General features: G+C 70.5%; 26 protein-coding genes and 1 tRNA gene. 14 read left to right on the plus strand and 13 right to left on the minus strand.

The genetic code is table 11. From position 1 onward, the window contains the following. Position 1 precedes the first annotated feature (1 nt). On the plus strand, positions 2-1,168 hold the full coding sequence (locus ETP66_RS04215) for an MFS transporter (RefSeq protein WP_130840941.1): 1,167 nt from the start codon (positions 2-4) through the stop codon (positions 1,166-1,168). Beyond that, positions 1,159-2,340, plus strand: a complete 1,182-nt coding sequence (locus tag ETP66_RS04220) for a polysaccharide deacetylase family protein (RefSeq protein ID WP_130840943.1) — start codon at positions 1,159-1,161, stop codon at positions 2,338-2,340. The genes ETP66_RS04215 and ETP66_RS04220 overlap by 10 nt, the downstream gene beginning before the upstream one ends. Here the strand turns inward: ETP66_RS04220 and mnmC2 are convergent. After that, positions 2,249-2,902 carry a tRNA (5-methylaminomethyl-2-thiouridine)(34)-methyltransferase MnmC2 gene (mnmC2, locus tag ETP66_RS04225; RefSeq protein ID WP_130840944.1) on the minus strand — a complete coding sequence of 218 codons (654 nt, stop codon included), beginning with the start codon at positions 2,900-2,902 and terminating at the stop codon, positions 2,249-2,251. The two genes, ETP66_RS04220 and mnmC2, sit on opposite strands and share 92 nt — an antisense overlap. Positions 2,903-2,922: 20 nt before the next feature. Between mnmC2 and ETP66_RS04230 the strand changes: the two genes are divergently transcribed. The 7 genes from ETP66_RS04230 (at position 2,923) to ETP66_RS04260 (ending at position 9,597) form a co-directional block, all read left to right on the plus strand. After that, the gene (locus tag ETP66_RS04230) at positions 2,923-3,666 is read left to right on the plus strand and encodes a DUF554 domain-containing protein (protein WP_130840946.1); all 744 of its coding nucleotides are present in this window, start codon (positions 2,923-2,925) and stop codon (positions 3,664-3,666) included. 69 nt (positions 3,667-3,735) lie between these two features. Next, a complete protein-coding gene (gene gatC, locus ETP66_RS04235; RefSeq protein ID WP_201738467.1) occupies positions 3,736-4,005 on the plus strand; it encodes an Asp-tRNA(Asn)/Glu-tRNA(Gln) amidotransferase subunit GatC in 270 nt (89 codons plus the stop codon). Positions 4,006-4,007: 2 nt separating this feature from the next. Continuing rightward, positions 4,008-5,276, plus strand: a complete 1,269-nt coding sequence (gene serS, locus ETP66_RS04240) for a serine--tRNA ligase (RefSeq protein ID WP_130840950.1) — start codon at positions 4,008-4,010, stop codon at positions 5,274-5,276. Beyond that, on the plus strand, positions 5,267-6,376 hold the full coding sequence (gene menC / locus ETP66_RS04245; RefSeq protein ID WP_130840952.1) for an o-succinylbenzoate synthase: 1,110 nt from the start codon (positions 5,267-5,269) through the stop codon (positions 6,374-6,376). Before serS ends, menC begins: the two co-directional genes overlap by 10 nt. Beyond that, complete coding sequence (locus tag ETP66_RS04250) at positions 6,349-7,131, plus strand: GNAT family N-acetyltransferase (RefSeq protein WP_130840954.1); 783 nt, start codon at positions 6,349-6,351, stop codon at positions 7,129-7,131. The genes menC and ETP66_RS04250 overlap by 28 nt, the downstream gene beginning before the upstream one ends. Next, entirely contained in the window at positions 7,112-8,221 is a 1,110-nt protein-coding gene (locus tag ETP66_RS04255; protein ID WP_130840956.1) for an amidohydrolase family protein, read from the plus strand. Before ETP66_RS04250 ends, ETP66_RS04255 begins: the two co-directional genes overlap by 20 nt. Further along, positions 8,221-9,597, plus strand: a complete 1,377-nt coding sequence (locus tag ETP66_RS04260; RefSeq protein ID WP_130840958.1) for a chloride channel protein — start codon at positions 8,221-8,223, stop codon at positions 9,595-9,597. The genes ETP66_RS04255 and ETP66_RS04260 overlap by 1 nt, the downstream gene beginning before the upstream one ends. On the opposite strand, the gene ETP66_RS04265 is transcribed toward ETP66_RS04260, so the two are convergent. Continuing rightward, on the minus strand, positions 9,485-10,138 hold the full coding sequence (locus ETP66_RS04265; protein WP_130841122.1) for a PIG-L deacetylase family protein: 654 nt from the start codon (positions 10,136-10,138) through the stop codon (positions 9,485-9,487). The genes ETP66_RS04260 and ETP66_RS04265 overlap by 113 nt on opposite strands. Before the next feature lie 44 nt (positions 10,139-10,182). Between ETP66_RS04265 and ETP66_RS04270 the strand changes: the two genes are divergently transcribed. Both ETP66_RS04270 and aroH read left to right on the plus strand, forming a co-directional pair. Next, entirely contained in the window at positions 10,183-11,526 is a 1,344-nt protein-coding gene (locus ETP66_RS04270; protein ID WP_130840960.1) for an SLC13 family permease, read from the plus strand. A gap of 191 nt (positions 11,527-11,717) precedes the next feature. Next, positions 11,718-12,086 carry a chorismate mutase gene (gene aroH / locus ETP66_RS04275; RefSeq protein ID WP_130840962.1) on the plus strand — a complete coding sequence of 123 codons (369 nt, stop codon included), beginning with the start codon at positions 11,718-11,720 and terminating at the stop codon, positions 12,084-12,086. A gap of 84 nt (positions 12,087-12,170) precedes the next feature. Here the strand turns inward: aroH and ETP66_RS04280 are convergent, their stop codons facing one another. Then, positions 12,171-13,778, minus strand: coding sequence for an aldehyde dehydrogenase family protein (locus ETP66_RS04280; protein ID WP_130840963.1), 1,608 nt, complete (start codon positions 13,776-13,778; stop codon positions 12,171-12,173). 40 nt (positions 13,779-13,818) lie between these two features. On the opposite strand from ETP66_RS04280, the gene ETP66_RS04285 reads away from it, so the two are divergent. Further along, complete coding sequence (locus tag ETP66_RS04285; protein ID WP_130840965.1) at positions 13,819-14,661, plus strand: DMT family transporter; 843 nt, start codon at positions 13,819-13,821, stop codon at positions 14,659-14,661. On the opposite strand, the gene coaD is transcribed toward ETP66_RS04285, so the two are convergent. The 9 genes from coaD to ETP66_RS04330 form a co-directional block, all read right to left on the minus strand. Next, positions 14,658-15,137, minus strand: coding sequence for a pantetheine-phosphate adenylyltransferase (gene coaD, locus ETP66_RS04290; RefSeq protein WP_130840967.1), 480 nt, complete (start codon positions 15,135-15,137; stop codon positions 14,658-14,660). The genes ETP66_RS04285 and coaD overlap by 4 nt on opposite strands. Then, positions 15,138-15,653, minus strand: coding sequence for an RsmD family RNA methyltransferase (locus ETP66_RS04295; RefSeq protein WP_130840968.1), 516 nt, complete (start codon positions 15,651-15,653; stop codon positions 15,138-15,140). A 10-nt stretch (positions 15,654-15,663) separates the two neighbouring features. After that, positions 15,664-17,148: a Na/Pi cotransporter family protein gene (locus ETP66_RS04300; protein WP_130840970.1), complete on the minus strand. Its 1,485-nt coding sequence runs from the start codon at positions 17,146-17,148 to the stop codon at positions 15,664-15,666. Between the two features lie 40 nt (positions 17,149-17,188). After that, a tRNA-Pro gene (locus ETP66_RS04305) sits at positions 17,189-17,265 on the minus strand. Positions 17,266-17,334: 69 nt separating this feature from the next. Continuing rightward, a complete protein-coding gene (locus ETP66_RS04310) occupies positions 17,335-18,168 on the minus strand; it encodes a CoA transferase (protein WP_130840972.1) in 834 nt (277 codons plus the stop codon). Then, the gene (locus ETP66_RS04315; protein WP_130840974.1) at positions 18,140-18,871 is read right to left on the minus strand and encodes a 3-hydroxyacyl-CoA dehydrogenase; all 732 of its coding nucleotides are present in this window, start codon (positions 18,869-18,871) and stop codon (positions 18,140-18,142) included. Before ETP66_RS04315 ends, ETP66_RS04310 begins: the two co-directional genes overlap by 29 nt. Positions 18,872-18,879: 8 nt before the next feature. After that, positions 18,880-20,034 (minus strand): thiolase family protein, encoded by a 1,155-nt coding sequence (locus ETP66_RS04320; protein WP_130840976.1) that lies wholly within the window; start codon positions 20,032-20,034, stop codon positions 18,880-18,882. Next, positions 20,019-21,119, minus strand: a complete 1,101-nt coding sequence (locus ETP66_RS04325) for an acyl-CoA dehydrogenase family protein (RefSeq protein WP_130841124.1) — start codon at positions 21,117-21,119, stop codon at positions 20,019-20,021. Before ETP66_RS04325 ends, ETP66_RS04320 begins: the two co-directional genes overlap by 16 nt. Positions 21,120-21,192: 73 nt before the next feature. Next, positions 21,193-22,122, minus strand: a complete 930-nt coding sequence (locus ETP66_RS04330; RefSeq protein WP_130840978.1) for a GGDEF domain-containing protein — start codon at positions 22,120-22,122, stop codon at positions 21,193-21,195. Between the two features lie 68 nt (positions 22,123-22,190). Here ETP66_RS04330 and lepA point away from each other — a divergent pair, with 68 nt between their 5' ends. After that, positions 22,191-24,017, plus strand: a complete 1,827-nt coding sequence (gene lepA, locus ETP66_RS04335) for a translation elongation factor 4 (protein WP_130840979.1) — start codon at positions 22,191-22,193, stop codon at positions 24,015-24,017. Continuing rightward, complete coding sequence (locus ETP66_RS04340; RefSeq protein WP_130840981.1) at positions 24,007-24,990, plus strand: sensor histidine kinase; 984 nt, start codon at positions 24,007-24,009, stop codon at positions 24,988-24,990. Before lepA ends, ETP66_RS04340 begins: the two co-directional genes overlap by 11 nt. 59 nt (positions 24,991-25,049) lie before the next feature. On the opposite strand, the gene sdaAB is transcribed toward ETP66_RS04340, so the two are convergent. After that, positions 25,050-25,712 (minus strand): L-serine ammonia-lyase, iron-sulfur-dependent subunit beta, encoded by a 663-nt coding sequence (sdaAB, locus tag ETP66_RS04345; protein ID WP_130840983.1) that lies wholly within the window; start codon positions 25,710-25,712, stop codon positions 25,050-25,052. Positions 25,713-25,722 lie beyond the last annotated feature (10 nt).

A 25,722-nucleotide genomic window follows, 5' to 3' on the forward strand; every position in this document is an offset into this window, starting at 1 on the left:
CGTGTTTCGCTACCTGCCCTGGTCCCGGGAGGGCTTGGGCCTTTTTTTGCGCCTGATCGTGGCGGTAGGCCTCATGGAGGGGGTACGAAGCGGTTTTTTCGCCGGTCTGCTTCCCTTTTACGCTCCTGAGTACCTAGGGCTGGGCCCCGCAGCCTTCACCCTGGCCTTCACCTTCCACCACCTGGCGGACAACCTCTCCAAGAGCCTCGGCGGGCTTCTGGCCGAGCGGGTCGGGCTGGGGCGGGTCCTGAGCCTGGCCGCCTCAGCGGGCCTTGCGGTCCTTCTCTTCATGCCCAACGTCCAGGCCCCCTGGCAGCTTTGGGCCCTGGCCCTTTTTTGGGGCCTCTCCGTCTCCACCCTCTACCCCGGTCTCATGACCCTGGCCAGCCGCATCGCCGTACCCGGCCGCGAGGCCCGGGCGCTTTCCTTCACCCTGACCCTGGTGATGCCCTGGATCGGGGTGGGCCTGGTGGGGGTGGGGCAGGTGGCGCAAAGGGACCCGGAAGGGGCCCGCCTCCTCCTCCTCCTGGCCCAGGGAGGAGCCTTGCTCCTCCTCCTCAGCCTCCTCCGCCTGCGCATACCCTTGCCCCAGAGGCGGCGGGAAGCCTATCCGTGGGGGCGCCTCCTCTACTTCCTGCCCGCGGCCTTTGGCCAGACCTTCGCCCCGGCCCTGGTCTCCCTGTTCGTCCTGCGCTTCGGCATGGAGCGGTTCGGCCTGGAGCCCCTCTACCTGGGGGGGCTGCTCTTCCTGGGCGGAGGGGTGGCGGCCCTCCTTTTACCCCTTACGGGAAGGCTGGTGGACCGTAGGGGCTACCGCCTGGCCCTGGTGGGAGGGCTTTTCCTCCTGGGCCTGGTCATGCTCCGGCTGGGCCTCACCGCCCGCCTGGAGGAAGTGGTCCTCCTGGCCCTCCTGGGAGGCCTGGGCTACAGCCTCTTCCTACCCGGGTGGAACGGTTTCCTGGCGAGGAACCTGCCCCAGGAGAACCGGGCCGCGGTCTGGGGGGGGCTCATGACCGTGGAGGGCTTCGGGGTGGCCTTGGGCCCAGCGGCGGGCGGGATTCTTTGGCAACTTTTGGGCATCCACGCCCCCTTTCTTGCTGGGAGCGCGGTCCTGTTGGGCCTGGCCCTTTTCTATGCCCTAGCCTTCTGGAGGATGCGGTGGAGCTAGCCCTGGTCCTGATCCTCCTGCTCTACGGGGCCTCGGACCTCCTCTTCCGCTTCCTGGGCCTGGGGGCCTACGCCCACGGCTCCCGGCGGAAACCCTTGGTGGCCCTCACCTTCGACGACGGCCCCTCGGAGCACACCGAGGCCCTCTTGGCCCTCCTGCGGCGGCACGGGGTGAGGGCCACCTTCTTCCTCACCGGGGAGCGGGCCAGGACCCGCCCGGAGCTGGTGGAGGCCCTACGCCGGGAAGGCCACCAGGTGGAGGACCACGGGGAGTGGCATGGGGTCTGGCGAATCCTCCTCCCCTGGTGGGAGTGGCAGCAGATGAGCCGGAACCCCGGGCGCTACTACCGCCCCCCCCACGGCCTTCACACCCCCTTCACCCGTCTGTTCGCCCGCCTGTCGGGCAAGCGCATCGCCCTTTGGGACCTGGAAGCCAAGGACTGGCTGGAGCTGCCCCCGGAGGCCCTGGCGGAAAGGCTCCTCTACTACCTCCGCCCCGGGTCCGTCGTCCTCCTCCACGACGGCCCCGGGCGCACCCTGAGGGTTTTGGAGCTGGCCTTGCCCCGGATGCTGGCCCTGGGCTACCGCCCCGTCACCCTGGAGGCCCTGGCCCCTCGGCCCCTCACCTTCCGCCTGGCCCTGATCCGCGCCCTCCAGGGGTTCGAGGAGCGATACAACCGCCGCCACGGGGTGCGGCGGGCGGGCCTGGGCCCCTTCGACCTCTTCCGCCTGGAGAAGCTGCCCTTCCCCGGCCCCGATCTCCCCGGGCTTCCCCGGGGGGTTCCCGCCTTCGCCCTGCACCTGGAGAGCCAGCGCCTCATGGAGCTCACCCCCTTCGAGGCGGTGCGCCGCCTGCGGCAGAGCCTGGGGAAGGTGGCGGAACTGGTGGCCCAGGACCCGGAGGTGCGGCTGGTCTACGGCTACAGCTACCTGGCCGGGGGGGGCAAGGCCCTGGGGCTCAAGGCGGCACCCCTTCCCCTTCCCGTGCGGCTGCTCAACGGCCTGGCCAGCGCCTGGTTCCTCTGGCTCTACCGCGGAGAGCTCCCCCGGCCCACCCGCCCCCTCACCCAGATGGCCTACCTCAGCCGGGAGGAACTCCTCGCCCTATACCCACCGTCCACTCCCGCTTCCCCACCCCCGGTACCCGGTGAAGGGCAAAGCCCGCCTCCTTGAGGGCGCGGCGAAAAGCCCCCTGGGCGGAGTAGGTGGCGAGCCTCCCCCCCGGCCTAAGGGCCCGGCGCAAGGCCCGGAGGACGAAGGGGGACCAGGCCTCGGGGTTGGCCCTCGGGCTGAAGGGGTCCAGGTAGACCGCCGTGGCCCAGAGGCGGGGGAGCTGGACCTCGCGCACGTCCCCGAAGAGCACCCGAAGCTCCCCCCAGGGGCCCGCAAAGCGCTCCGCAGGCCATCGCCCGAGGATGTCCTGGAAGACCTCCTCCGCCAGGGGGAGGGGCAGGCGCACCCGGGCCAGGAGCTCCCCGGGGAGGGGCTCCCTTTCCACCGCCAGGTACCGGAGGCGCACCCCCCGCAGGAGGGCGCTCTCCAGGGAGGCGCGGAAGTTCACCAAAAGCCCCAGGCCCACCTCCAGCACCCGGGGGGCCGGGTGCAGGTGGGTGCGGGTCTGCTCCAGGTAGAGCCTCCGGGCCTGCAGGAGGGCCCCCTGCCGGGGGTGGTAGGCCTCCCCGTAGACGGGGTGGAGGAGGGTGGGGGTGCCGTCTTGGGTGTGGAGGAGGTCCATCCTCCGCTAGAATACCCCCCATGGAGCTCACCCTCCTGGACAGGCTCTCGGGAACCCTGGCCAACGCCCTTACGGTGCTCCTGGGCACGGCCCTCGGCCTGGCCCTAAGGGGGAGGCTTCCCGAAGGCATGGCCCGCATCCTGGTCCAGGGGGTGGGGCTCACCACCCTCTTTCTCGGCCTCTCCATGGCCGCTGCCCTGGGCGGGGCCAGGGGCGGGGCCATCGACGGGGTGGTCCTGGGGCTCATCGCCCTGGTCCTGGGCGGCCTCCTCGGGGAGTGGTGGCGCCTGGAGGAGGGGCTGGAGGGGATCGGGGAGAGGGTCAAGCGGGCGGTGAGGGGCGGGGGCAGCTTCACCGAGGGCTTCGTGGCGGCGAGCCTCCTCTTCTGCGTGGGCCCCATGACCCTCCTGGGCTCTATCCAGAACGGCCTTACCGGCGACCCCAGCCTACTCCTCCTCAAGGCCACCCTGGACGGGCTCTCTGCCATCGCCCTCACCAGCTCCTTCGGGGTGGGGGTGGGCTTCAGCGTGCTGGTGATCCTCACCTACCAGGGCGGTGTGGCCCTTCTGGCGGGCACCCTGGCCCAGGCCCTCCCCGACCCCGCCGCCGACCCCCGGGTCCTCCTGGCCACGGGGGTGGGGGGGCTCATGGTCCTGGGGGTGGGGATCAACCTCCTGGGGCTCACCCGGGTGCGGGTGGCCTCCTTCCTGCCCGCCCTCCTCCTCGCCCCCCTGGTGTGGTGGCTGGCGGACCTCCTTTCGTAGGTGCCCCGCCCGGGCCTGGGCGGGGGCCCCCATGGCTCCCGCACGGCCTCAGGCCGTAGAATGGCCGGCATGGAGCTCTCCCCCGAACTGCTGCGCAAGCTGGAGGGCTTGGCCAAGATCCGGCTCTCCTCCGAGGAGGAGGCCCTTCTCCTCGAGGACCTGAGGCGCATCCTGGAGTTCGTGGACAGCCTGCCCCGGGTGGAGGAGGTGGAGGAGCCCGAAGCCCAGGGCCGCCTGCGGGAGGACGAGCCTTGGCCCTCCTTGAGCCCGGAGGAGGCCCTCTCCGTGGCCCCCGAAAGGGAAGCGGGCTTCTTCCGCGTGCCCCGGGTGCTGGAGTAGCCATGGTGGACCTCAAGCGCCTGCGCCAGGAGCCCGAGGTCTATCGGGAGGCCATCCGCCTCAAGGGGGTGGCTCTGGACCTGGACGCGCTCCTGGCCCTGGACGGGGAGGTGCAGGGGCTGAAGCAGAGGCTCCAGGATCTCCAGACCGAGCGCAACCAGATCGCCAAGCGGGTGCCCAAGGCCCCGCCGGAGGAGAGGCCCCACCTGGTGGCCCGGGGCAAGGCCCTGGCCGAGGAGGCCAAGGCCCTGGAGGAGGCCCTACGGGAGAAGGAGGTCCGGCTTCTGGACCTCCTCCTCCAGGTCCCCCTCCCCCCCTGGCCGGGGGCCCCGGCGGGCCCCGACGACGCGGCCAACGTGGAGATAAAGCGGGTGGGGAGACCACGGGAGTTCCCCTTCCCCCCCCTGGACCACGTGGCCCTCCTGGAGAGGAACGGCTGGTGGGAACCCCGGGTGAGCCGGGTTTCGGGAAGCCGCACCTACGCCCTGCGGGGGGACCTGGCCCTCTATGAGCTGGCCCTCCTCCGCTTTGCCATGGACTTCATGGTGCAAAAGGGCTACACCCCCCTCACCCTCCCCGCCTACGCCCGGGAGGCCGCCTTCGTGGGCACCGGGCACTTCCCGGCCGCCAGGGACCAGGTCTGGCCCATCGCCGGCACGGACCTCTACCTCACGGGCACCGCCGAGGTGGTCTTAAACGCCCTCCACAGCGGGGAGATCCTGCGGCAGGAAGAGCTTCCCAAGCGCTACGCGGGCTACGCCCCCGCCTTCCGCTCGGAGGCGGGGAGCTTCGGCAAGGACGTGCGGGGCCTCATGCGGGTGCACCAGTTCCACAAGGTGGAGCAGTACGTCCTCACCGAGGCCAGCCTCGAGGCCTCGGACCAAGCCTTTGAGGAGCTTCTGCAAAACGCCGAGGAGATCCTCGGGCTTCTGGAGCTTCCCTACCGCCTTCTGGAGGTCTCCACCGGGGACATGGGCCCGGGGAAGTGGCGGCAGGTGGACCTGGAGGTCTGGGTACCCTCGGAGGGGCGCTACCGGGAAACCCACTCCTGCTCGGCCCTTCTGGACTGGCAGGCCCGGCGGGCGGACCTCCGCTACCGGGACCGGGAGGGAAAGGTGCGCCACGCCTACACCCTGAACAACACCGCCCTGGCCACCCCCAGGATCCTGGTGATGCTGTTGGAAAACCACCAGCTTCCCGATGGGCGGGTGCGGGTGCCGGAGGCCCTCGTCCCCTACCTGGGCAAGGAGGTGCTGGAACCGTGCGCATAGAGGCGGCCGAGCTGCGCATCCTGGAACTGCCCCTGAAGTTCCGCTTTGAGACCAGCTTCGGGGTGCAAACCAAAAGGACCATCCTCCTCCTGAGGCTTTTCGGGGAGGGCCTCGAGGGGCTTGGGGAGGGGGTGACGGAAAGGCTTCCCCTCTACCGGGAGGAGACCGTGGCCAGCGCCCGCTACCTCCTGGAGGAGGTCTTCCTGCCCCAGATTCTGGGAAGGGATTTGCCCAACCCCGAGGCCCTGGGCCAGGCCCTTAACCCTTTCCGGGGCAACCCCATGGCCAAGGCGGTCCTGGAGATGGCCTTCTGGGACCTCTTTGCCAAGAGCCTGGGAAAGCCCCTTTGGCAGGTCTTGGGCGGGGTGAGGGAGCGGGTGGAGGTGGGGGTTTCCCTGGGCATCCAGCCCTCCATCGCCGAAACCCTGAAGGCGGTGGAGAAGCACCTGGCCCAGGGGTACCGGCGCATCAAGCTCAAGATCAAGCCGGGCTGGGACCACGAGGTGCTGAAAGCGGTGCGCCAGGCCTTCCCCGAGGCCACCCTCACCGCCGACGCCAACAGCGCCTACCGCCTCGCCGACTTCCCCCGGCTCAGGCGCTTGGACGAGCTCTTCTTGGACTACATCGAGCAACCCCTGGGCTACGACGACCTCCTGGACCACGCCAAGCTCGGGCGGGAGCTCGCCACCCCCATCTGCCTGGACGAGAGCCTCACCTCGGCGGAGAAGGCCAGGCAAGCCATCGAGCTCGGCTCAGGGCGGGTCTTCAACATCAAGCCGGCGCGGCTTGGGGGCCACGGGGAAAGCCTCAAGGTCCACGCCCTGGCCCAAAGCGCCGGGATCCCCCTCTGGATGGGGGGGATGCTGGAGGCGGGGGTGGGAAGGGCCCACAACCTCCACCTGGCCACCCTGCCCGCCTTCACCAAGCCGGGGGACGTGAGCTCCAGCAGCCGCTACTGGGAGGAGGACATCGTGGAGGAGGCCCTCGAGGCGGAGGAGGGCCTCATGCCCGTGCCCGAGGGTCCAGGTATCGGCGTGCACCTGAAGCTTCCCGCGGTAGAGCGGATCACCCTATGGCAGAGGTACATGTCCGCGAGCTAAAGGGCCCCGAGGAGATGGAGGCGGTGGTGGAGCTCCAGCGGGAGGTCTGGGGCCGCGCGGAAAGCGATCTGGTACCAAGGGGCCTTCTCATTGCGGTTCAGGATGAAGGGGGCCTGGTGGCGGGAGCCTTCGTGGAAGGGCGGATGGTGGGCTTCGTCTTTGGCTTCCCTACCCAAGACCCCACCTTGCAGCACTCCCACATGCTGGGGGTGCTGGAGCCCTACCGGGGCACGGGGGCCGCCCTCCTCCTGAAGCGCTTCCAGCGGGACTGGTGCCTGGCCCGGGGCATCCAGAGGGTGGTCTGGACCTTCGACCCCCTGCGGGGCCCTAACGCCAACTTCAACCTGAGGAAGCTTGGGGCCACCGCCAGAACCTACCTCCCCGACCACTACGGCCCCATGACAGGCATCAACGCCGGGGCCCCCTCGGACCGGCTCCTGGCGGAGTGGGACCTCCTGGCCGAGCGGGTCTACGCCCGCATCTACGCCCCGCCGCCAGACCCCGAGGTGGCGGGCCTTCCCCAGGCCAACCGGGTGGAGGGAGAGGAGCCCCTGGAGGCCTACCTGGACCTGGAAGCCCCCCGCCTCCTCTTCCAGATCCCCGAGGACTGGGGAAGGATCCTGCGGGAAGACCCAGCCCTAGCGCTAGCGTGGCGGGAACACAGCCGCCTGGTCCTGGGCCACTACTTCGCCCGGGGCTACCGGGCCGTGGATTTCGCCCGAAACCCCAACCGCTATGTTCTGGCTAAAGACTGAGCTCTGGACCGCGGAGGTGGTCTACACCGGCTTCGGCACCCCCATGCTCCGGGGGGCCATCGCGGTCCAGGGAAGGCACGTGGTGGGCCAGGGCTCCCTGGAGGAGCTCAAGGGGCGCTTCCCCGAGGCGGAGGTGGTGCCCAAGGGGAAAGCCCTCTTCCCTCCCCCGGTGAACGCCCACACCCACCTGGACCTCTCCCTTCACCCCCTTTACCGGGGCCCCTTTTCCGGCTTCATCCCCCACGTGGTGGCCCATCGGGAAAGGCGGGGGCTGGAGGCGGCGCAGAAGGGCCTGGAGGAGCTTCTGGCCTCCGGAGCGGGGGCTTTTGCCGACGTGGTGTTCAAGGACGAGGTCATGGAGTTCCTGCTCCGGGAAAGCCCCCTTCCCGGGGTGGCCTTCTACGAGGTCTTCGCCCCGGACCCCGAGGACGCCGAGGAAGTGTTCCAGCAGGTCCAGGCCAAGATCAGGGCCTGGCGACGCCTGGAGGGACGGGTGCGGGTGGGGCTTTCCCCCCATGCCCCCTACTCGGTGAGCGCCCCCCTGTTGCGGCGGCTCGCCCAGTACGCCAGGGCTGAGGGCCTCCCCCTCATGGTCCACGCGGGGGAAAGCCTCGAGGAGGTGGCCTTTCTCCTGAGGAGGGAAGGCCCCCTGGCCGAGGTCCACCGCCGCTTCAGCCAGACCCCCTGGGCCCCCCCAGGCCTCACCCCCATCCGCCACCTCCACGCCCTGGGGGTCCTGGGACCCCACACCGCCTTGGTCCACGGGGTGCAGGTGGACGAGGAGGAGGTGCGGCTCCTCGCGGAGACCGGGACCAAGGTGATCCTCTGCCCCCGCTCCAACGCGGGGCTAGGGGTGGGGGAAGCCCCCCTCGCCCTCTATGCCCGCCACGGGGTGGAGCTCGCCCTGGGCACCGACTCCCTGGCCTCTAGTCCGGACCTGGACGTGAAAAACGAGGTCCTGTTCCTGTGGGAGAGGGCTGACCCCCGCCTCCTGGTGCGGGCCCTCACCCGGGGCGGGTACCGGGCGTTGGGCCTCCCCAGCCCACGGCTCGCCCGGGGCACCCCATCGGCTTTGGTACACTCCCTCTAATGCGGCCGCCGGGCTTCGGGCAGCGGCAAGCGGGGTTTCCCCTCTGGGAAGGGGAGGTGCGCCACACCGGCCCCCTCATCCTCTACAGCGCCTTCACGGGGGCCTTGGCTGGGCTCCTGGCCGCCGGGGCCACCGCCCTCCTGCGGGGCCTGGGGCTGGGCTTCGGCACCCTTTTCGGCTACCTGCCCCCTGCCGCCCCGGGAGAGGGCGGCCTGGCCCAGGCCTTCACCGGACCCGGGCCCTGGCCCCTGGCCTTCCTCCTACCCCCGCTTTTTGCCCTCACCAGCTTCCTGGGCACGGGCCAGGGCCTGGCGGCCTTTTTGCGCCAGGCCCGGGAAGGCCTGCCCACCCCCCGCCTGGCCCATCCCCGGGGGGTTCTGGGGGGCATCCTGCAGCTATCCCTCTACTCCCCCCTGGGCCGGGAGGGGCCTTTGGGGGTGCTGGGGCTTTGGCTGGGCACCGCCTTGGACCGGCGGTTTCCCCGCCTGGGGGGAGGGCTGGCCTTCGCCGGCCTGGCGGCGGGACTGGGCGCCGGGCTGCACGCCCCGGTGGCCGGGGCCCTCCTGGCCACGGAAATCCTCTACCGGAGCCTCCTCCTGGAAGCCAAGGCCCTCACCCCGGCCCTCATCGGGGCCCTCTCCGGTTTCGCCCTGTACGGCGCCTTCTTCGGCTACAGCCCCCTCCTACCCTTCCGGGCGGAGGTGGACCTGCGGGCGGTGCCCTTCGGGGCCCTGGTGGGGCTTCTGGCAGCGGCGCTTGCGGCCTTGTGGCTGGGGGGTGGCCGCCTCCTGGAGCGGGGGCTGCGGCACCTCCCCTTCCCCCTGCGGCACGGCCTTTTGGGGCTGGCCCTGGCCCTCCTCCTCCTCCTCCTGCCGGAGGCCCTGGGGACGGGCCTGGGCTGGGTGGCGGTGGCCGCCACGCCCCTCCTCTCCCCCGCGGCCGTGGGCTACCTCCTCCTGGCCAAAGCCCTCCTCCTCATCCTGGCCACGGGCGTCCGGGCCTACGGGGGGGCCTTCACCCCGGCCCTGGCCCTGGGAGGGCTGTTGGGGATCCTGGTGGCCCGGTTTCTGGAGCCCCTGGCAGTGCCCCTCGAGGGCCTGGCCTTGGCAGGGGGGGCCGCGGTCCTGGCGGCGGTGGCCCGGGCCCCCTTCGCCGCCACGGTGCTGGCCCTGGAGTGGGGCGGTTACGCCACCTTGCCCCTGGTCCTGCCCGCGGTGGTCCTGGCCTACGCCCTCACCCCCGCCCCCGACCCCGAGGAGGGGCCTAGGGAAGGGCCCCGTGGGCCGGGGGACGCTCCGTCTGAAAGGCCTCCGCAAAGGGAACCCCAGCCTCCAGACCCAGGAGCCTCCGGCGAGCGCGAAACTCCTCCAAGGTGAAGGGCCAGCGGTAGAAGTCGCGGTAGAAGCTGAACACCGCCTCGGCCACCTCCTGGGTGGCGGTGGTGTCCACGTAGACCCAGGGGCGGGGGAGGTCCCGCCGGGGGTAGTGGTAGAGCCGCACCGGCTTCCGGTAGGCCTCCTTCACCAGCTTGGGAATGCGGCAGAGCTTCAGGGCGGAAAGCACCGCCTGGTGGGTGGCCCGGTGGTCGGGGTGGACGTCCAGGGGGTCCCAGGTGATGACGGCGTCGGGCTGGAACTCGGCCATCAGCCGGGCCAGGGCCAAGGCCTCCTCCCGGCCACCCGTGAGAAAGGTGTCGGCAAAGGGGAGGAAGCGGGGCTCGGCCCCCAAAAGCCCCGCCACGTGGGCCCCGTGGTCCTCCCGGACGCGGGCCACCTCCTCGGGAGGGGCTTCCCCAAACTGGCTCGCCAGCTCCCCCCGGGTCATCCAGACCAAAAGCACCCGGTCCCCCCGCCGGGCGTGGAGGGCCAGGGTCCCGGCAGCACCGATCTCGTCGTCGGGGTGGGCGAAGACGGCCATCAGGTTCATCCCCATAAGTCTAGCCCAAGGGGTATCATGCCCCGGTGGGCCGCGCGCTTCCCCTCCTGCGCCTCCTCCCCGGGCCCCTCCTCTTCCTCCTGACCCTCCTCGGGCCCGGGGAGCTCCCTCCGCAGGGTAGGGTGGGCCTGGGGCTCCTCCTTTGGATGGTGGCCTGGTGGAGCTTCGGGGGGCTGCCCCTGGCCCTCCCCGCCCTCCTGCCCCTCCTGGTGCTCCCCGCCTCCAGGACCCTGGCCGAGGGTGAGGTGGCGGGGGCTTACGGGCAGCCGGTGGTCTTCCTCCTCCTGGGGGCGCTCCTCCTGGGCCTAGGGCTGGAGCGGAGCGGGCTACCCCAGAGGCTAGCCCTCTGGCTCCTCGCGGGCTTGGGGGGCCATCCGGGAAGGCTGCTTCTGGCCCTCATGGGCCTCACCGGCCTGTTTTCCATGTGGATCTCCAACACCGCCGCCACCGCCCTGATGCTGGCGGCGGCCAAGCCCCTCCTGGCCGAGACCGCCCCTCGGTTCCGCACCGGCCTGGTCCTGGGGGTGGCTTTCGCCAGCTCCATCGGCGGGATGGCCACCCTGGTGGGCACGCCCCCCAACGCCCTCCTGGCAGGCTACCTGCGGGAGACCCTGGGCCGGCCCCTGGAGATGGCCTCCTGGATGGCTCTGGCCCTGCCCGCCAGCCTGGCCCTCCTCCTCCTGGCCTGGGGGTGGCTCCTCTGGCTGTTTCCCCCTCCTAAGGGAGCGAGGCTAGGGGCCCTCCCCCAGACCCCAGGCCCCTGGCGGCCGGAGGAGGTCTGGGCGGGGGCCATCCTGGGGCTGGCCCTCCTGGGCTTCCTCCTCCGGGGCCCCCTGGGCCTCCCCTTGAGCGACGCCGGGGTGGCCCTCCTGGCGGCGAGCCTCTTCTTCCTGCCCCTGCCTCGGGCCAGACCCCTGCCCTGGCCCGAGGCCCGGGGGATCCCCTGGGAGGTCCTCCTCCTGGTGGGGGGCGGCCTGGCCCTGGGGAAGGCCCTCGAGGCCGGAGGGCTGCCGGAACTCCTCCTCCAGGGCCTGCCCCAAGGGGAGGTGCCCCCCTACGGGGTCCTGGCCCTGCTGGTCCTCCTCTCCGGCGGCCTTTCCGCCTTCCTCTCCAACACCGCCACCGCCGCCGCCCTCATCCCCCTGGTGGCGGCGGCCGCCCCCGGGCTCGGCCTGGACGCCTTCCCCGCCTTGGCGGCGGTGGCCCTGGGGAGCTCCCTGGCCTTCCTCCTCCCCATCTCCACCCCCGCCAACGCCCTGGCCAGCGCCCAGGGGGTGGGGACCTGGGAGATGGTGCGGGCCGGGCTTCCCCTCCAGCTCCTCGGGGCCCTGGTCCTGCCCCTCTTCCTCCTCCTGGGCCTCGGAACCTGAGGCCACTCCAGGCGGACAGAGTCCGCGTGGGGGATCCAGCGAAGGGGTGCGCGCGGCCTTTGCATGGGGAAGGAAGCACAAGGTTCCCCGGAAAAAGGTGGCGGAAGGGGGCACGGACGCCCGCCGCGGCCCCCGGGAGGGGCCGGGCGCGTCTTGCCCCCGGGGGCCCAAGCCGCTAGGATGGGCCCAACATGGTGCGGGGCATCCGCGGCGCCATCACCGTGGAGGAGGATACCCCCGAGGCCATCCATCGGGCCACAAGGGAACTTCTCCTTAAGATGCTGGAGGCCAACGGCATCCAAAGCCACGAGGAGCTGGCCGCGGTTATCTTCACCGTCACCGAGGACCTCTCCTCCGCCTTCCCCGCGGAGGCCGCCCGCCAGATCGGCATGCACCGGGTGCCCCTCCTCTCCGCCCGGGAGGTGCCGGTGCCGGGGAGCCTGCCCCGGGTCATCCGGGTTCTCGCCCTCTGGAACACCGACACCCCCCAGGATCGGGTGCGGCACGTCTACCTGCGGGAGGCGGTGCGCCTGAGGCCTGACCTGGAAAGCGCCCAGTAATGCCACCCCGTGGGGACCGCGTCCCCTCGAGGCCCCGGCAAAGGGGCGGGGGAGGTTCCCGCCTGGGGCAGTGGGGCGAAGGGCTCAGCGGGAAGGGGTATCGAAGCCCAAAACCTCGGCCCAGGGCGCGGCGGGCTTGGGGCTTGCGTAGCCGGTGTCCATCTGGGCGAGTTGCAGCCGCCCCGAGTACTCCTCGTTCACCGCCTGCCAGTAGGTGTACTCCTCCAGGACCCAGATCCCCGACTCCCGCGCCCCGTTGCCGCTGGCCTTCACCCCGCCGAAGGGCAGGTGGGCCTCGGCGCCCACGGTGGTGTTGTTGACGCTGGTCATCCCCGCCCGGATGCCCACCTTGAAGCGGTAGGCCCAGTGGCGGTGGTGGGTGTAGATGGCGCTGGAGAGGCCATAGGGGGTGCTGTTGGCCACCTCGAGGGCCTCCTCGATCCCGTCCACCTTCACCAGGTTGACCGTGGGGCCGAAGATCTCCTCCTCAAACTGGCGCATGCCGGGACGGGCCTCCCAGACCGTGGGCCAGCCGAATAGCCCCGCCTCCGGGTCCCCCAGGAAACGCGGGTAGGGGTTTTCCCGGGTAATCCGGCCCTGGCCGAAGAGCAAGGTAGCCCCGTCCTCCTCTCCCCAAACGTAGTGTTCCCGCCAACGCTGGAACAGGCGGTCGTTGATAAAGGGGCCATAGGTGACCTCGGGGTGGAGAAGGGGATTCCCCACCACCGTGGCCTCGGTCCTTTCCAGGAAGCGCCGCTTGAACTCCTCGTAGATGGGGGCGTCCACGATGATGTTCCCCGCGGAGGTGCACCGCTGTCCCCCGGTGGCAAAGGCGCTCCACCAGGCCCCCTCCACCGCCAGGTCCAGATCGGCGTCCCGCATGACCACCAGGGGGTTCTTGCCCCCGAGCTCCAGGGTGGGCCTTATCAGGTTCCGGCCCGCCACCTCCCCGATGAGGCGCCCCACCTGGGTGCTCCCCGTGAAGGCGAACTTGTTGAGGAGGCCCTCGTCCATGAGCTCCACCAGCCACTGGCCGGTGGAGTCCTTCCCCCCGCCGAAGACCACGTTGATGACCCCAGGAGGCAGGCCCGCCTCCTCGAAGAGCCTCACGAAGATGTAGGAAAGGGTCGGGGAGTCATCCGAGGGCTTCCAGACCACCGCGTTCCCGGTGAGCACGGCGGGGATCAGCTTCCAGCTGGGCACGGCGATGGGGAAGTTCCCGGCGGTGATCATCCCCACCACCCCCAAGGGCCTGCGGAAGGTGAAGAGCTCCTTGTCCCGCATCTCGCTGGGCACGGTTTGGCCGTAGAGCCTCCGCCCCTCGGAGGCGAAGAAGAGGGCGGTGTCGATGGCCTCCTGCACGTCCCCGCCCGCCTCCTTGAAGGTCTTCCCCACCTCCCGCACCATGAGCCGGGTCAGGGTGGGCTTCTCCCGCTCCAGGATTTTGGCCAGGTTGAAAAGCATCTGGCCCCGCACGGGGGCCGGGGTCTGGCTCCACTCCCTAAAAGCCTCCCGCGCCTTGAGAGCCGCCTTCCTTAGGGTCTCCTTGGTGCCCTCGGGGAAGCGGGCCACCAGGTCCTCCCGGTCCGCGGGGTTGCGCCTTTCCCGGACCTCTCCCTCGTGGACTTCCTCACCCCCGATGAGGTGGCCAAACTCCAGGGCGTGGCCGTACTTGCTGGGAAACGCCTTCATGCCGACCTCCAGGAGGGATTTTACCCGGTAGGCTTGGGGCATGCCGCCCCACCGCGACCCCCTCGTGTACCTGCCCCCCCTCCTTTGGGCCCTCAACGTGGTGGCCTCCAGGGCCGCCATGGGGGAGATCCGCCCCGAGTGGGGTTCCTTTTTGCGCTTCGCCCTGGCCCTGCCCTGCTTTATCCTCCTCCTCGGCCGCCTGCCCCAGGTGCGGCCCCTGGGGCAAAGCCTCTTCCTGGCCCTGGGGGGCGTGGCCCTTTTCAGCCTGGTCTTCTTCCACGGGATACGCCTGGCCCCGGCCTCGGACGCGGCGGCGGTAGGAGCGGTCTACCCCCTTTCCACCGCCCTGGCCTACAGCCTCTACTTCCGCCGACCCCTTTCCCGGCCCCTCCTCCTGGGCCTCCTCCTCTCGGGGAGCGGGGTGGTCTGGCTGGCCCTGGCCCAAGGGGGGGCGGAAGGCGGCCACGGGAGGCTTTTGGGCATCCTCCTCCTGGTCCTGGCCGCCACCCTGTGGGGGGCCTACAGCGTGGGGGTGGCCCTAGCGGTGCGGCGAAGGAGCCCCCTGGAGGTCACCGCCGCCAGCATGCTCCTGGGAAGCCTCCTCCTCCTGCCCCTGGCCCTCCCCCACCCTTTCCCCGAGGCGGGCCCCACCGCCTGGCTGGCCCTCCTCTACACCGCCCTCGGAGGGGCCTTTCTGGCCTTCACCCTCTGGGGCCTGGTGCTGCAGCGCCACCCCGCGAGCCGGGTGGCCCCCTTCCTCAACCTGACCCCCGCCCTGGCCCTCCTGTTCGCCGCCCTCCTCCTGGGGGAAACCCCGAGGGCAGCCCAGCTCCCCGGCCTCCTCCTCATCGCCCTGGGGGTCTACTGGTCGCAGCGGGGCTAGCCGAACTTGGCCTTGAGGGCCCTCAAGGTGGCGGGGGGGACCAGCTTGGACACGTCCCCGCCGTAGCGGGCGATCTCCTTGACCATGGTGCTGGACACAAAGGCGTAGCGGGTGGCCGCCAGGATGAAAAGGGTCTCCAGCCCCGGCAAAAGCTGCCGGTTGAGGTGGGCCATCTGGAGCTCGTACTCGTAGTCGGAAACCGCCCGGAGGCCCTTGACGATGGCCTGGGCCCCCACCCGCCGCACGAAGTCCACCAGGAGGCCGGAGAAGGTATGGGCCTCCACGTTTTGCAGGTGGGCGGTGGCCTCGCGGATGATGCCCAGGCGCTCCTCGGCGGTGAAAAGGTACTGGTTCCGTTTGCTGGGGTTCTCCAGCACGGCCACGGTAACCCTGGCGAAGAGGCGGCTCGCCCGCTGGATCACGTCCAGGTGGCCGTTGGTCAGGGGGTCAAAGCTTCCCGGATAGACCACGTGCATTCATACCTCCACCAGGGTGAGGGCGTTTTCCCCGTAGACCCGGCGCTCCCCGAAGGGGAGGTAGAGCTCCTTGGGGTGCTGGAGGACGCAAAGCCCCCCTTCCTCCACCAAACCGCTTTCCAGGAGGGCCCGGAAGGCCTCCGCCAGGTCCAAGGCGTAGGGGGGGGCCATGAAGGCCACGGTGTAGCGTTCCCCCCTGGCCCTGGCCTCGGGCAGGAAGACCTCCACCGGCAGGGGGACGATGCGGGCCGGAAGGCCGGTGCGCCGGAGGTTTTCCCGGAGAAGGGCGATGGCCTCACGGTCCTTCTCCACCAAGGTGGCCTCGAAGCCCTCGCTGGCGGCCTCCAGGCCCACCGCCCCGCTGCCCGCGTAGAGGTCCAGGAAGCGGCCCCGCCCGGGGTAGCGCAGGCGCAGGTAGTCGAAGAGGGCCTTGCGCAGGCGCACCGGGGAAGGCCGAGCCGAGGAGGGGACCTTCAAGGGCACGCCCCGGGCTTTGCCGCCCAGGATCCTCACCACGCCCTTTAGCTTAAAGCTCCAGCACCAGGCGGCAAAGCCTTTCCACCCCGGCGGAAAACTCCTCCAGGGTGATGAGGAGGTCCAGGTGGGCCAGGGTGGTGGCGCGGCTCTCCTGCCGCCCTCCCTCCAGCCGCAGGAGGTGGGCCCGGCGCAGGCGGTCCCAAAAGGCCGCCTCCGGCCCCTCGCGGAGCACCTCCTGGGCCAGGCGTTTCTCGCCGGTGGTGAGGGCGGCGGCCATGGCCTCCAGGCGCCGCAGGACCCGCCGGGCGGCCTCCAGGAGGTCCTCCTTGCCCTCCGGGCTGAAGGTGAGCCCCTGGGCCCAGAGCTTTTCCGCCTGCCGAACCGCCCGCCGCACCAGATCCCCCAGGTGCTCCAGCTCGCTGGCGGCCACAAAAAGCCTCACCGCCCGCTCGTCCCCCGTGCGGGTGGAAAGCTCCGCGGTGTACAGGACCACCTCCCGGGTAAGGCGGTCCACCTTCTCCTCCAGGGCCGAAAGCTCCGCCTCCCCTCCCTCCTCCTGGCTCAGGATGCGCACCGCCTTGGCCAGCATCTCCCGCACCGCGTCCGCCACCCGGCCCAGCTCCCGCAGCACCAGGGCCTGGGCCAGAAGGGGGGTCTCCAAGGCCTCGAGGGAGAGGTACTTGGGGGCCACCCGGGGCCCGGGGAAAAGCCCTTCCGCCAGCCGGGCATACCCCTCCCGCAAGGGGAGGAAGGCCAGGGCGTAGAGGAGATGGGAGAGGAGGTGCACCCCCAACACCCCCATTCCCCCGAGGCCGGGCAGCAGGAGGAAGAGGAGAAGGGAGAGGAGGAGGCGGTGGACCCCCAGGGCCGCCCCCAGGGCCAGGGCCTCCCGCCGGCCCAGGAGGCCGGCGAGGAAGAGGGTGCCGGTGGTCCCCACCCCGCCCCCCAGGACCAGGGCTAGGGGGGCGGCCGGAGGCAGGCTGGGGGCCAGGGCCAGGGCTAAGGCGGCCACGCCGTTGGCCGAGCCCAGGAGGAAGGCCAGGGCCAGGCCCAGGAGGTAGTAGCCCCCCGGGGAAAGCCCCCCCAGGCCCAGACCCACCACCCCTTGGGCCCCTTCCCCCATGTACCCGAAGCCCAGGAGGAGGAGGCCGAGCCCCAGGGACACCTGCCCCCAAGGCCGGGTCCTGGGAGGCAGGAAGAGGCACATGCCCAAGGCCAGGAGGGCCTCCGCCGCCCCCCGGGGGCCCAGGGCCACCACCCCCACCCAAAGGGCGGCCCCGGCGGTGGCGGCCAAGGAGAGCAGGCCCGCCAGGGCAAAGGAGAGGATGCGGCTCTCCAAGAGGGCCAGGGAAAGAAGGCTCAGGCCGGAACCGCTGCCGGAGAAGAGGCCCAGGAGAAAGCCGAAAACCAGGGTCCGCCCCGGACGCCCCAGGGCCCGGGCCAGGAGGTGCCGGCGCCCACGGAAGCGGGCGAAGCCCTGGTAGGCCAGCTCGAGGCCCAGGAGGAAGAGGGCCAGGCCCGCCAGGAAGCCCACCTCCGGAGTATACGCAAGGCCGGCCCGCGGGCCGGCCTCCTGGTCGGGGAGACTGGATTTGAACCAGCGACCCCCTCGTCCCGAACGAGGTGCGCTACCGGGCTGCGCTACTCCCCGTAGCGGAAACCAGTATAGGGGAGGAGGGGGAAAAGGTCAAAGGGGCCACGGGCGAACCGTGGGGAGGGCCTAACCCCGCACCGCCCGCAAGGGGAGGCTCTCCCTCTTGGCCCAGGCCTCCCAGGCCCCGGCCCCCTGGCCTGCGAAAAAGGCCAGGAGCTTCCCGTAGGCGGGGTTCTCCGGACGCGCCGGGGTGAAGGCCAGGGGGAGGAGTTCAGGCAGGCCCGCCCGCTGGCAAAAGCGGGCCCAGAGATGGGGCTCCAGGGCCGCCAGGGCCACCTCCCCCTCCTGGGCGGGGTAGACCCCGTAGCAGAGGACGGAGCCATCCAGGAAGGGAACCGGGGGGTAGGCGATGGCCTTCACCGCCTCGGAGAGGGCCACCTCGTAGACCCCGCCCCCCAGGAGGAGGCCCTTCAAGGCGGCGAGGGCCAGGGCATAGGCCCCGGCCAGGTCGGCGAACTGGAAGGCCCGCCAGGGGAAGCGTCCCAGGAGACCCGCCTCCGCCAGGTAGGTGAGGTCGTGCCCGGGGTCGGCGCCCTCGGGGTAGCCCCGGAGCCGGGCGTAGACCAGACGGGGGTTGGCCTCCAAGAGCACCTCCGGCCCCAGGCGGAGCCGCTCCATGACCCCGGGGCGGTTGGCCTCGAGGAGGACGGCGGCCTCCTTCGCCAGGGCGAGGAGCCTGGCCCGGCCCTCTTCCTCCTTCAGGTTCAGGGTGAGGACCTCCTTCCTGCCGTTCAGGAAGCGGTAGGCCTCCGGGGCCCAGGCTGCCAAAAGGTCCCCGCCCGGGGGCTCCACCTTGAGCACCGGGAAACCCAGGTCGGCGAGGAGCTTCCCCGCCAGGGGCCCAGGCAGAAGCCGGGTGAGGTCCAGAACCCTACCGGGGGGCCATGCGTAAGGCGCCATCCAGGCGGATCACCTCCCCGTTCAGCATGGGGTTTTCCAGGATGTTCAGGACCAAAAGGGCGTACTCCTCTGGGCGGCCCAGGCGCTTGGGGAAGGGCACCTGTTCCGCCAAGGAGGCCTTGGCCTTTTCCGGAAGCCCTTGGAGGAGGGGGGTGTCGAAGAGGCCCGGGGCCACGGTCACCACCCGGATCCCCCACTCCGCAAGCTCCCGGGCGGCGGGAAGGGTGAGGGCCACCACGCCCCCCTTGCTGGCGGCGTAGGCCGCCTGGCCGATCTGCCCCTCAAAGGCGGCCACGCTGGCGGTGTTCACGATCACCCCCCGCTGCCCCTCGAGGTCAGGGGGGTTTTCCCGCATGGCCCAGGCGGCCAAGCGGAGCACATTGAAGGTGCCCACCAGGTTCACCTCCACCACCCGGCGGAAGCCCTCCAGGTCGTGGGGGCCCTCACGGCCCAGGACCTTCCTTGCGATCCCGATCCCCGCCGCGTTCACCACGGCGAAGAGGGAGGCTTGGGAAACGGCGAGGGCCACCGCCTCCCTGACGTCCTCCTCCCGGGTCACGTCCCCCTCCAGGTAGCGGAGGCCCTCCTCCTCTCCCCGCTTCAGGTCCAGGACCACCACCCGGTACCCCCTCGCCTTTAGGGCCAGGGCCGTAGCCCTTCCCAGCCCCGAGGCTCCTCCCGTCACCAAGGCGCTCCGCTCCATACCCCCTCCTAGATCCTCTGAACGATGGTGGCCGTGGCCTGGCCGTGACCGATGCACATCACCTGCAAGCCGAACTCCCCCCCGGTGCGCTCCAGCTCGTGGAGGAGCTTGGTCATAAGCACCGCCCCCGTGGCCCCCAGGGGGTGGCCGTGGGCGATGGCCCCGCCATTGGGGTTCACCCGCTCCGGATCCGGGCCAAGCTCCCGCAGGAAGGCCAGGACCACGCTGGCGAAGGCCTCGTTGATCTCGATCACGTCTAGGTCCTTAAGGGAAAGCCCCGCCTTCTCCAGGGCCTTTTTGGTGGCGGGGATCACCTCCAGAAGCTGAAGGGTGGGGTCCCCCGCCACCGCCACCCGGGCGAGGAAACGGGCCCGGGGGCAGAGGCCCAGGGCCAGGGCCTTCTCCCGATCCCCGAGGAGAAGGGCCGCGGCCCCGTCGGAGATCTGGCTGGCGTTCCCCGCGGTCACCACCCCGTCCTCCCGGAAAACGGGCTTGAGGGCCAGCATGCGCTCGTAGTCCACATCCGGGCGCACCCCCTCGTCGAAGTCCAGGAGGAAGGGCTTCCCCTCGGGGTCCAGGCCCGTTAAGGGCACCATCTGGGCCCGGAAGCGGCCCTCCTTGGTGGCCTGGGCCGCCCGCCGGTGGGAGAGGTAGCCCCATTCGTCCAGCTCCTCCCGGCAAAGCCCGTAGCGCTCGGCGATGCGCTCGGCGCTTTCCCCCTGGTGGACGAGCTCGTACTTCTGGAAGAGGGCGGGGTTTAAGGTGTGGAAGCCGCCCCCGATGTCCGAGAACATGGGGGCCCGGGTCATGCTCTCCACCCCCCCGGCCATGGCGAAGTCCAGGTCGCCAGCGGCGATGGCGCTTGCGGCGAAGTGGACCGCTTGCTGTGAAGAACCGCACATGCGGTTCAGGGTCACCGCGGGCACCTCCTTGGGGAGCCGGGAAAGGAAGACGGCGAGCCTGCCCACGTTGGCCCCCTGCTCCCCCGCCTGGGTGACGCAGCCCGTGACCACGTCCCCGATGAGGCGGGGGTCGATGCCCGTCCGCTCCAGGAGGGCGTCCAAGACCCGGGCGTAGAGGGCATCGGGCCGCCACGCCCTTAGGGCCCCGTTCCGCTTGCCGATGGGGGTGCGCACCGCCTCGAGGATCACCGGCTCTCCCATGTCCGCCTCCTTGCCAGCTCCCGCAGGATGATGAGCCTCTGGATCTCCGAGGTGCCCTCGTAGATCTGGAGCACCTTGGCGTCCCGGTACAGCTTGGCCAAGGGATACTCCTCGCTGTAGCCGTTACCGCCAAAGACCTGGAGGGCCTCCGAAACCCCCCGCACCGCGGCGTCGGCGGCGAAGGCCTTGGCCGTGGCCGCCTCCAAGGCGTTCTCCTCGCCCCGTTCCGCCAGGTCGGCGGCCTTGAGGGTGAGGAGACGAGCGGCCTCCAGGTCCATGTGGATCTCCGAAAGCTTAAACCCCACCCCCTCGTGCTCCAAGAGGGGCCTGCCAAAGGCTTCCCGCATGGCGGCGTAGGCCAGGGCCTCGTCCAAAGCCCTTTGCAAAAGCCCCACGGCCAAGGCGGCCACCATGGGCCTCGAGCGGTTGAAGACCCGCATGGCGAGCCTAAAGCCCTCCCGGGCGATGAGGCCCTCCTCGGGCACAAAAGCCCCCTCCAGGGCCACCTCCGCCGCTGGGGAGGCCTTCTGCCCCAGCTTGGGCAAAGGAGGCCCCACCTCCACCCCTGCCCCCCGCTCCACCAGGAAGGCGGCGATCCCCTCCCGCCCTTCCGCCACCCGGGCGAAGACCACGAAAAAAGCCGCCTCCGGGGCGTGGCTGATCCAGGTCTTCCGCCCGTAGAGGCGGTACCCCCCAGCCACCCTCTCCGCCCGGGTGCGCAAGTTGGCCACGTCCGAGCCCGCGTGGGGCTCGGTGAGGGCGTAGGAGGCCACCTCCTCCCTGAGCCTAGGGAGAAATCCCTGGGCGTAAGGGCTTCCCGAGAGGAGGAGGGCGTCCGCCACCAGGTTGTTGAGGAGGAGGGCCGCCGCCACCCCCGTACAGGCGTAGGCCAGCTCCTCGGCCACCAGGACCAGGGCCTCGGGGCCCAGGCCCGCTCCACCCCAGGCCTCCGGCACCACCAGGGTGGGGAAACCCAGCTCCCCGGCCTCCCGGAAAAGGGCCCGGGGGAAGCGGGCTTCCCGGTCCAGCTCCGCCGCCTGCGGGAGCACCCGCTCCCGGGCGAAGCGCCGGGCCAGTTGCTCTATGAAGCGATCCGAAGCCAAGGAAACCTCCGCGAGGCAGTCTACCCAGCGCCAAGCGAAGGAGCAAGGCTGCGCCTCACCTTCCCTTCTTGCCGTACATCTGCTCGTCCGCCGCCGCCAGGGCCTGAGGCAACCCCTGGGTGCCCGCAGGGCAAAACCCCACGGAAACCGAGGGAAAGCGGGCGTGGACCCGCTCCTCCAGGGAGGCCCCGTCCTCCAAGCCCAGGTGCAAGCCCACGAACTCGTCCCCCCCGATACGGTACAGGGCATCTCCCTCCCGGACCTCCTCTCGCAAGACCTGGGCAAAGCGGACCAGGTGGGCGTCCCCTGCCCTGTGCCCCTCCCGGTCATTAATGCCCTTGAGGTTATCCAAGTCCCAAAGGGAAAGGAGGAGCGAAAGCCCCTCCCGCGCCGCCAGGGCCTGAAAGCGGGGGAAGTCCCGCTCCAGGGAGCGGCGGTTGGCCAAACCCGTGAGGGAATCGGTAAGGGCCTCGGTCCGGATCAGGCGCTGCAGGGCCTCGAGGCGGCTCGCCATAGCCCCCACGCTGAGGCCCCCCACCCCAGCCAGCACGGTGCCCGCGGCCACGAGAAAGCGGGTTTCCCCCTGGGGCCAGGGAGCGAAAAGGGCGTAGACCAGACCCAGAACCAGCCCCGGCCAGCCAGCAAAAGCGGCAAGGGCAAAAGCGCCCACAGTGTAGAAGGCCATAACCCCAAGCCGCCATCCGTCCCCGGAAAGGCCCTGGACCACCCCCTCAGGAGGGCTCACCAGGCTCCAGAGGGCGGTGAACACGGCCACCCCCAGGTGCAGGGACACCGCCAGGCGTTCCCTCCCGGTGAGCCTGGCCAAGCCATAGGTAACCGGTAGGCTTGCCCAGTAGAGGAGGGTAGCCCCCAGCATCACCGGTCCCCCGTAGAGGACCACCACGGGGAACCAGACCGCCGGGAGCAAGGCCAGGCGCCAGTACAGACGGCCCAGGGCCGGCCATATCTCTGGGTCTTGGGCCATGGGTCCAGTCTAGCGGGTCCTCCCATCCAGAAGCGGACAGCTTGACTTTACCCCTTCCACCCCGGACGATGGAAAGGATGGAGAGCCACCGCATCCGCAACTTCTCCATCATCGCCCACGTGGACCATGGGAAGTCCACCCTGGCCGACCGCATCCTGCAGCTCACCCACGCGGTGAGCGAGCGGGAGATGCGGGAGCAGTTTTTGGACTCCCTGGAGCTGGAACGCGAGCGGGGCATCACCATCAAGGCCAGCGCCGTGCGGGTGAACTACCGCGCCAGGGACGGGGAAATCTACGTCTTCCACCTCATCGATACCCCGGGGCACGTGGACTTCACCTACGAGGTCTCCCGGGCCCTGGCGGCGGTGGAGGGGGTCTTGCTGGTGGTGGACGCCAGCCAGGGGGTGGAGGCGGAGACCCTGGCCAAGTTCTACATGGCCCTGGAGCACGGCCACGCGATGATCCCGGTCATCAACAAGATCGACCTGCCCAACGCCCGCCCCCTGGAGGTGGCCCTCGAGGTGGAGGAGGTCCTGGGCCTCCCCGCGGACGAGGCCATCTTCGCCTCGGGGAAGACGGGGGAAGGGGTGGAGGCGATCCTCGAGGCCATCGTCCAGCGCATCCCGCCCCCCAAGGGGGACCCGGAAGCCCCCCTGAAGGCCCTCATCTTCGACTCCCTTTACGACGCCTACCAGGGGGTCATCCCCTACCTGCGCCTCTTCGAAGGAAGGGTGCGCCCCGGGGACCGCATCCGCGTCTGGTCCACGGGAAAGGAGTTCACCGTGGACAAGGTGGGGGTCTTCACCCCGCAAGGCCTCGTGCCCACCGAGGAGCTCACCGCAGGGGAGGTGGGCTGGCTCGTGGCCGCCATCCGCGACATCCACGACGTGCAGGTGGGGGACACCATCACCCTGGCCCTCCGCCCCACCGACGCCCCCTACCCCGGCTTCCGCCCCGCCAAGCCCGTGGTCTTCGCCGGGCTCTACCCGGTGGAGTCCGGGGACTACGGCAAGCTCCGGGACGCCCTGGAAAAGCTCAAGCTCAACGACGCCGCCCTCACCTTCGAGCCGGAGACCTCCACCGCCTTGGGCTTCGGCTTCCGCTGCGGCTTCCTGGGGCTCCTCCATGCGGAGATCGTCCAGGAACGCTTGGAGCGGGAGTTCGGCCTGGAGCTCATCGCCACCGCCCCCAGCGTGGTCTACCGGGTGCGCCTGAAGGGCGGGGAGGAGCTGGAGGTGCACAACCCCGCCGACCTCCCCGACCCGGCGAAGATGGAGGAGATCCTCGAACCCTACGTGAAGCTCACCCTCTTCACCCCGGAGGAGTACGTGGGGGCCATCATGGGACTGGTGCAGGAGAAGCGGGGCCGCCTGGTGAACATGACCTACCTCCCTGGGGCCCAGAAGCGGGTAGAGCTGGTCTACGAGGCTCCCTTTGCCGAGATCCTCTACGACTTCCACGACCGCCTCAAGAGCCTCTCCCGGGGCTACGCCTCCATGGACTACGAGCAGATCGGGTACGGGCCCGGGGATCTGGTCAAGGTCAACGTGCTGGTGCACGGGGAGCCCGTGGACGCCCTCGCCTTCATCGCCCACCGGGAGAAGGCCTACGCCATGGCCCGGGCCATCGTGGACAAGTTGGCCGAGGTCATCCCCAGGCAGCTTTTCGAGGTGCCCATCCAGGCGGCCATCGGGGGTAAGATCATCGCCCGGGCCACGGTGAAGGCCCTGAGGAAGGATGTCCTGGCCAAGTGCTACGGCGGGGACGTGACCCGGAAGAAGAAGCTCCTGGAAAAGCAGAAAGAGGGCAAGAAAAGGCTCAAGGCCATCGGCAAGGTGGAGGTGCCCCAGGAGGCCTTCCTGGCGGTGCTCTCGGCGGGACGGGATGAGTCTTAGAGCAAGGCTCGCCCTGGTCATCGCCCTTCTGGCCTTTTTGCCCAATCTGGTCCTGGCCCTTACCCTGGGGCTCATGGGGGAAGGCCCCTGGCTTCCCCTCCTCCTCTGGCTCCTCCTTCTGGCCCTGGTTTCCGCCCTGGTGGGCTTTTTCCTGGCCAAGGGCCTCCTCAAGCCCCTGGAGGAGCTTGCCCGGGCCGTGGCCTACCTCTCCCTCAAGGAGGGGCCGGTGAGCGAGCTCCGGCTTCCCGCCCCCAAGGAGCCCCCGCCCGGAGAGGTGGCCCTCCTCCGGGCCCGCTTCGGAGAGCTTCTGGAGCGGCTAAGGAGCCTCGCAGAGGCCCGGGAGGCCTTTTACGGCGCCCTTGCCCACGACCTCAAGACCCCTCTCCTATCCGCCATCCGCGCCCTGGAGTACCTGGAGAAGGCGGACGGCCTGGGCAGGGAAAGGCGGGTGGAGCTTTTGGGCCAGCTCCGGGAGGAGCTCAGTAGGGCCTACCGCCTGGTGGAAAACCTCCTGGCCCTCTCCCGCCTCGAGGCCCGCACCCCCCAGGGGGAGACCCTGAACCTCAGGGCCTTGGCGGAAGACCTCCTCCTGCGCTACCGGGAGGAGGCGGCAAGGCGGGGCATCGCCCTCTCCGCGGAGGGAGGGGGCCTGGCCCGGGGGGAAAGGCTCCTGGTGGAGCGGGCCCTGGCAAACCTCCTGGACAATGCCCTCCGCCACGCCCGAGCCCGGGTGCGGGTGCGGGTGGAGGAAGGGGCCTTGGCGGTGGAAGACGACGGCCCCGGGCTTTCCCTGCCTCTGGAGGCCCTGGCCCAGCCCTTTCGCCAAGGGGGGGGAAACCGGGGGAGCGCGGGGCTTGGCCTCTACACCGCCAGGCGGGTGGCGGAGGCCCACGGGGGGAGACTCAGCCCCTGCCGAGGGGGCTTGGGGGGAGCCTGCCTGCGCCTGGAGCTCCCCAAAGCCAGCCAGCTCTAAGCCGGGATCCCCACCTCGGCTCCGCCAAGGTGGGGTGGCACAAGTCGGTGCCAGGGCGCTCAGTCCATCACCGCGGGGATCTGCCGCACCCAGAGGATGTAGGAGAGGTGCTCCAGGTACCTCAGGGGAACCTCGGAAAGGGGGCGGTCCACCTCGAGGCTCATCATGGCCTCCCCACCCCGCCGCTTGCGGCTTACGGTGAGGTAGGCGATGTTCACCTCGTCGTCCGCCAGGATGCGGGCCACCCGGGCCACCACCCCCGGGGTGTCCACGTTGCGCACCACCAGGGTGGGCATGGCCCCGGTGATGCGCACCTCAAACCCGTCCAGGTCAAAGACCCGCACCAGCCCCCCGCCCAGGGAGCTTCCCGTGATCAGCAAACGCTCCTTCTCCCCCTCCAGGGCTATGCGCACGGTGTTGGGGTGGACGTCCCCCAGCTCCACCTCCTGGAAAACCACCTCCACCCCTTCCTCCTCCGCCAGCTCCAGGCTCCTTTTGAGCCGCTCGTCGTCAGGCCGCAAACCCAAGACCCCCGCCGCCAGGGCCAGGTGGGTGCCGTGGCCCTTGCCGGTCTTGGCGAAGGAGCCGTGCAGGCCGAACTGCACCCGCTTGGGCTTCTCCCCGAGCAGATGGCGGGCCAAAAGGGCCAGGCGGCAGGCCCCGGCGGTGTGGCTGGAGGAGGGCCCCACCATCACCGGCCCGATCATGTCCAAAAGGTCCATGCCTGTAGAA

This window comes from Thermus thermamylovorans, assembly GCF_004307015.1.
Lineage (GTDB): Bacteria > Deinococcota > Deinococci > Deinococcales > Thermaceae > Thermus > Thermus thermamylovorans.

What these genes read in the sequence shown, in the direction of transcription:
- mnmC2 (WP_130840944.1), bottom strand. Translation starts at nt 2,902, where the DNA reads ATGGACCTCCTCCACACCCAAGACGGCACCCCCACCCTCCTCCACCCC.
- ETP66_RS04230 (WP_130840946.1), top strand. Translation starts at nt 2,923, where the DNA reads ATGGAGCTCACCCTCCTGGACAGGCTCTCGGGAACCCTGGCCAACGCC.
- gatC (WP_201738467.1), top strand. Translation starts at nt 3,736, where the DNA reads ATGGAGCTCTCCCCCGAACTGCTGCGCAAGCTGGAGGGCTTGGCCAAG.
- serS (WP_130840950.1), top strand. Translation starts at nt 4,008, where the DNA reads ATGGTGGACCTCAAGCGCCTGCGCCAGGAGCCCGAGGTCTATCGGGAG.
- ETP66_RS04250 (WP_130840954.1), top strand. Translation starts at nt 6,349, where the DNA reads ATGGCAGAGGTACATGTCCGCGAGCTAAAGGGCCCCGAGGAGATGGAG.
- ETP66_RS04255 (WP_130840956.1), top strand. Translation starts at nt 7,112, where the DNA reads ATGTTCTGGCTAAAGACTGAGCTCTGGACCGCGGAGGTGGTCTACACC.
- ETP66_RS04260 (WP_130840958.1), top strand. Translation starts at nt 8,221, where the DNA reads ATGCGGCCGCCGGGCTTCGGGCAGCGGCAAGCGGGGTTTCCCCTCTGG.
- ETP66_RS04265 (WP_130841122.1), bottom strand. Translation starts at nt 10,138, where the DNA reads ATGGCCGTCTTCGCCCACCCCGACGACGAGATCGGTGCTGCCGGGACC.
- aroH (WP_130840962.1), top strand. Translation starts at nt 11,718, where the DNA reads ATGGTGCGGGGCATCCGCGGCGCCATCACCGTGGAGGAGGATACCCCC.
- ETP66_RS04280 (WP_130840963.1), bottom strand. Translation starts at nt 13,778, where the DNA reads ATGAAGGCGTTTCCCAGCAAGTACGGCCACGCCCTGGAGTTTGGCCAC.
- ETP66_RS04285 (WP_130840965.1), top strand. Translation starts at nt 13,819, where the DNA reads ATGCCGCCCCACCGCGACCCCCTCGTGTACCTGCCCCCCCTCCTTTGG.
- coaD (WP_130840967.1), bottom strand. Translation starts at nt 15,137, where the DNA reads ATGCACGTGGTCTATCCGGGAAGCTTTGACCCCCTGACCAACGGCCAC.
- ETP66_RS04310 (WP_130840972.1), bottom strand. Translation starts at nt 18,168, where the DNA reads ATGGCGCCTTACGCATGGCCCCCCGGTAGGGTTCTGGACCTCACCCGG.
- ETP66_RS04315 (WP_130840974.1), bottom strand. Translation starts at nt 18,871, where the DNA reads ATGGAGCGGAGCGCCTTGGTGACGGGAGGAGCCTCGGGGCTGGGAAGG.
- ETP66_RS04320 (WP_130840976.1), bottom strand. Translation starts at nt 20,034, where the DNA reads ATGGGAGAGCCGGTGATCCTCGAGGCGGTGCGCACCCCCATCGGCAAG.
- ETP66_RS04330 (WP_130840978.1), bottom strand. Translation starts at nt 22,122, where the DNA reads ATGGCCCAAGACCCAGAGATATGGCCGGCCCTGGGCCGTCTGTACTGG.
- lepA (WP_130840979.1), top strand. Translation starts at nt 22,191, where the DNA reads ATGGAAAGGATGGAGAGCCACCGCATCCGCAACTTCTCCATCATCGCC.
- ETP66_RS04340 (WP_130840981.1), top strand. Translation starts at nt 24,007, where the DNA reads ATGAGTCTTAGAGCAAGGCTCGCCCTGGTCATCGCCCTTCTGGCCTTT.
- sdaAB (WP_130840983.1), bottom strand. Translation starts at nt 25,712, where the DNA reads ATGGACCTTTTGGACATGATCGGGCCGGTGATGGTGGGGCCCTCCTCC.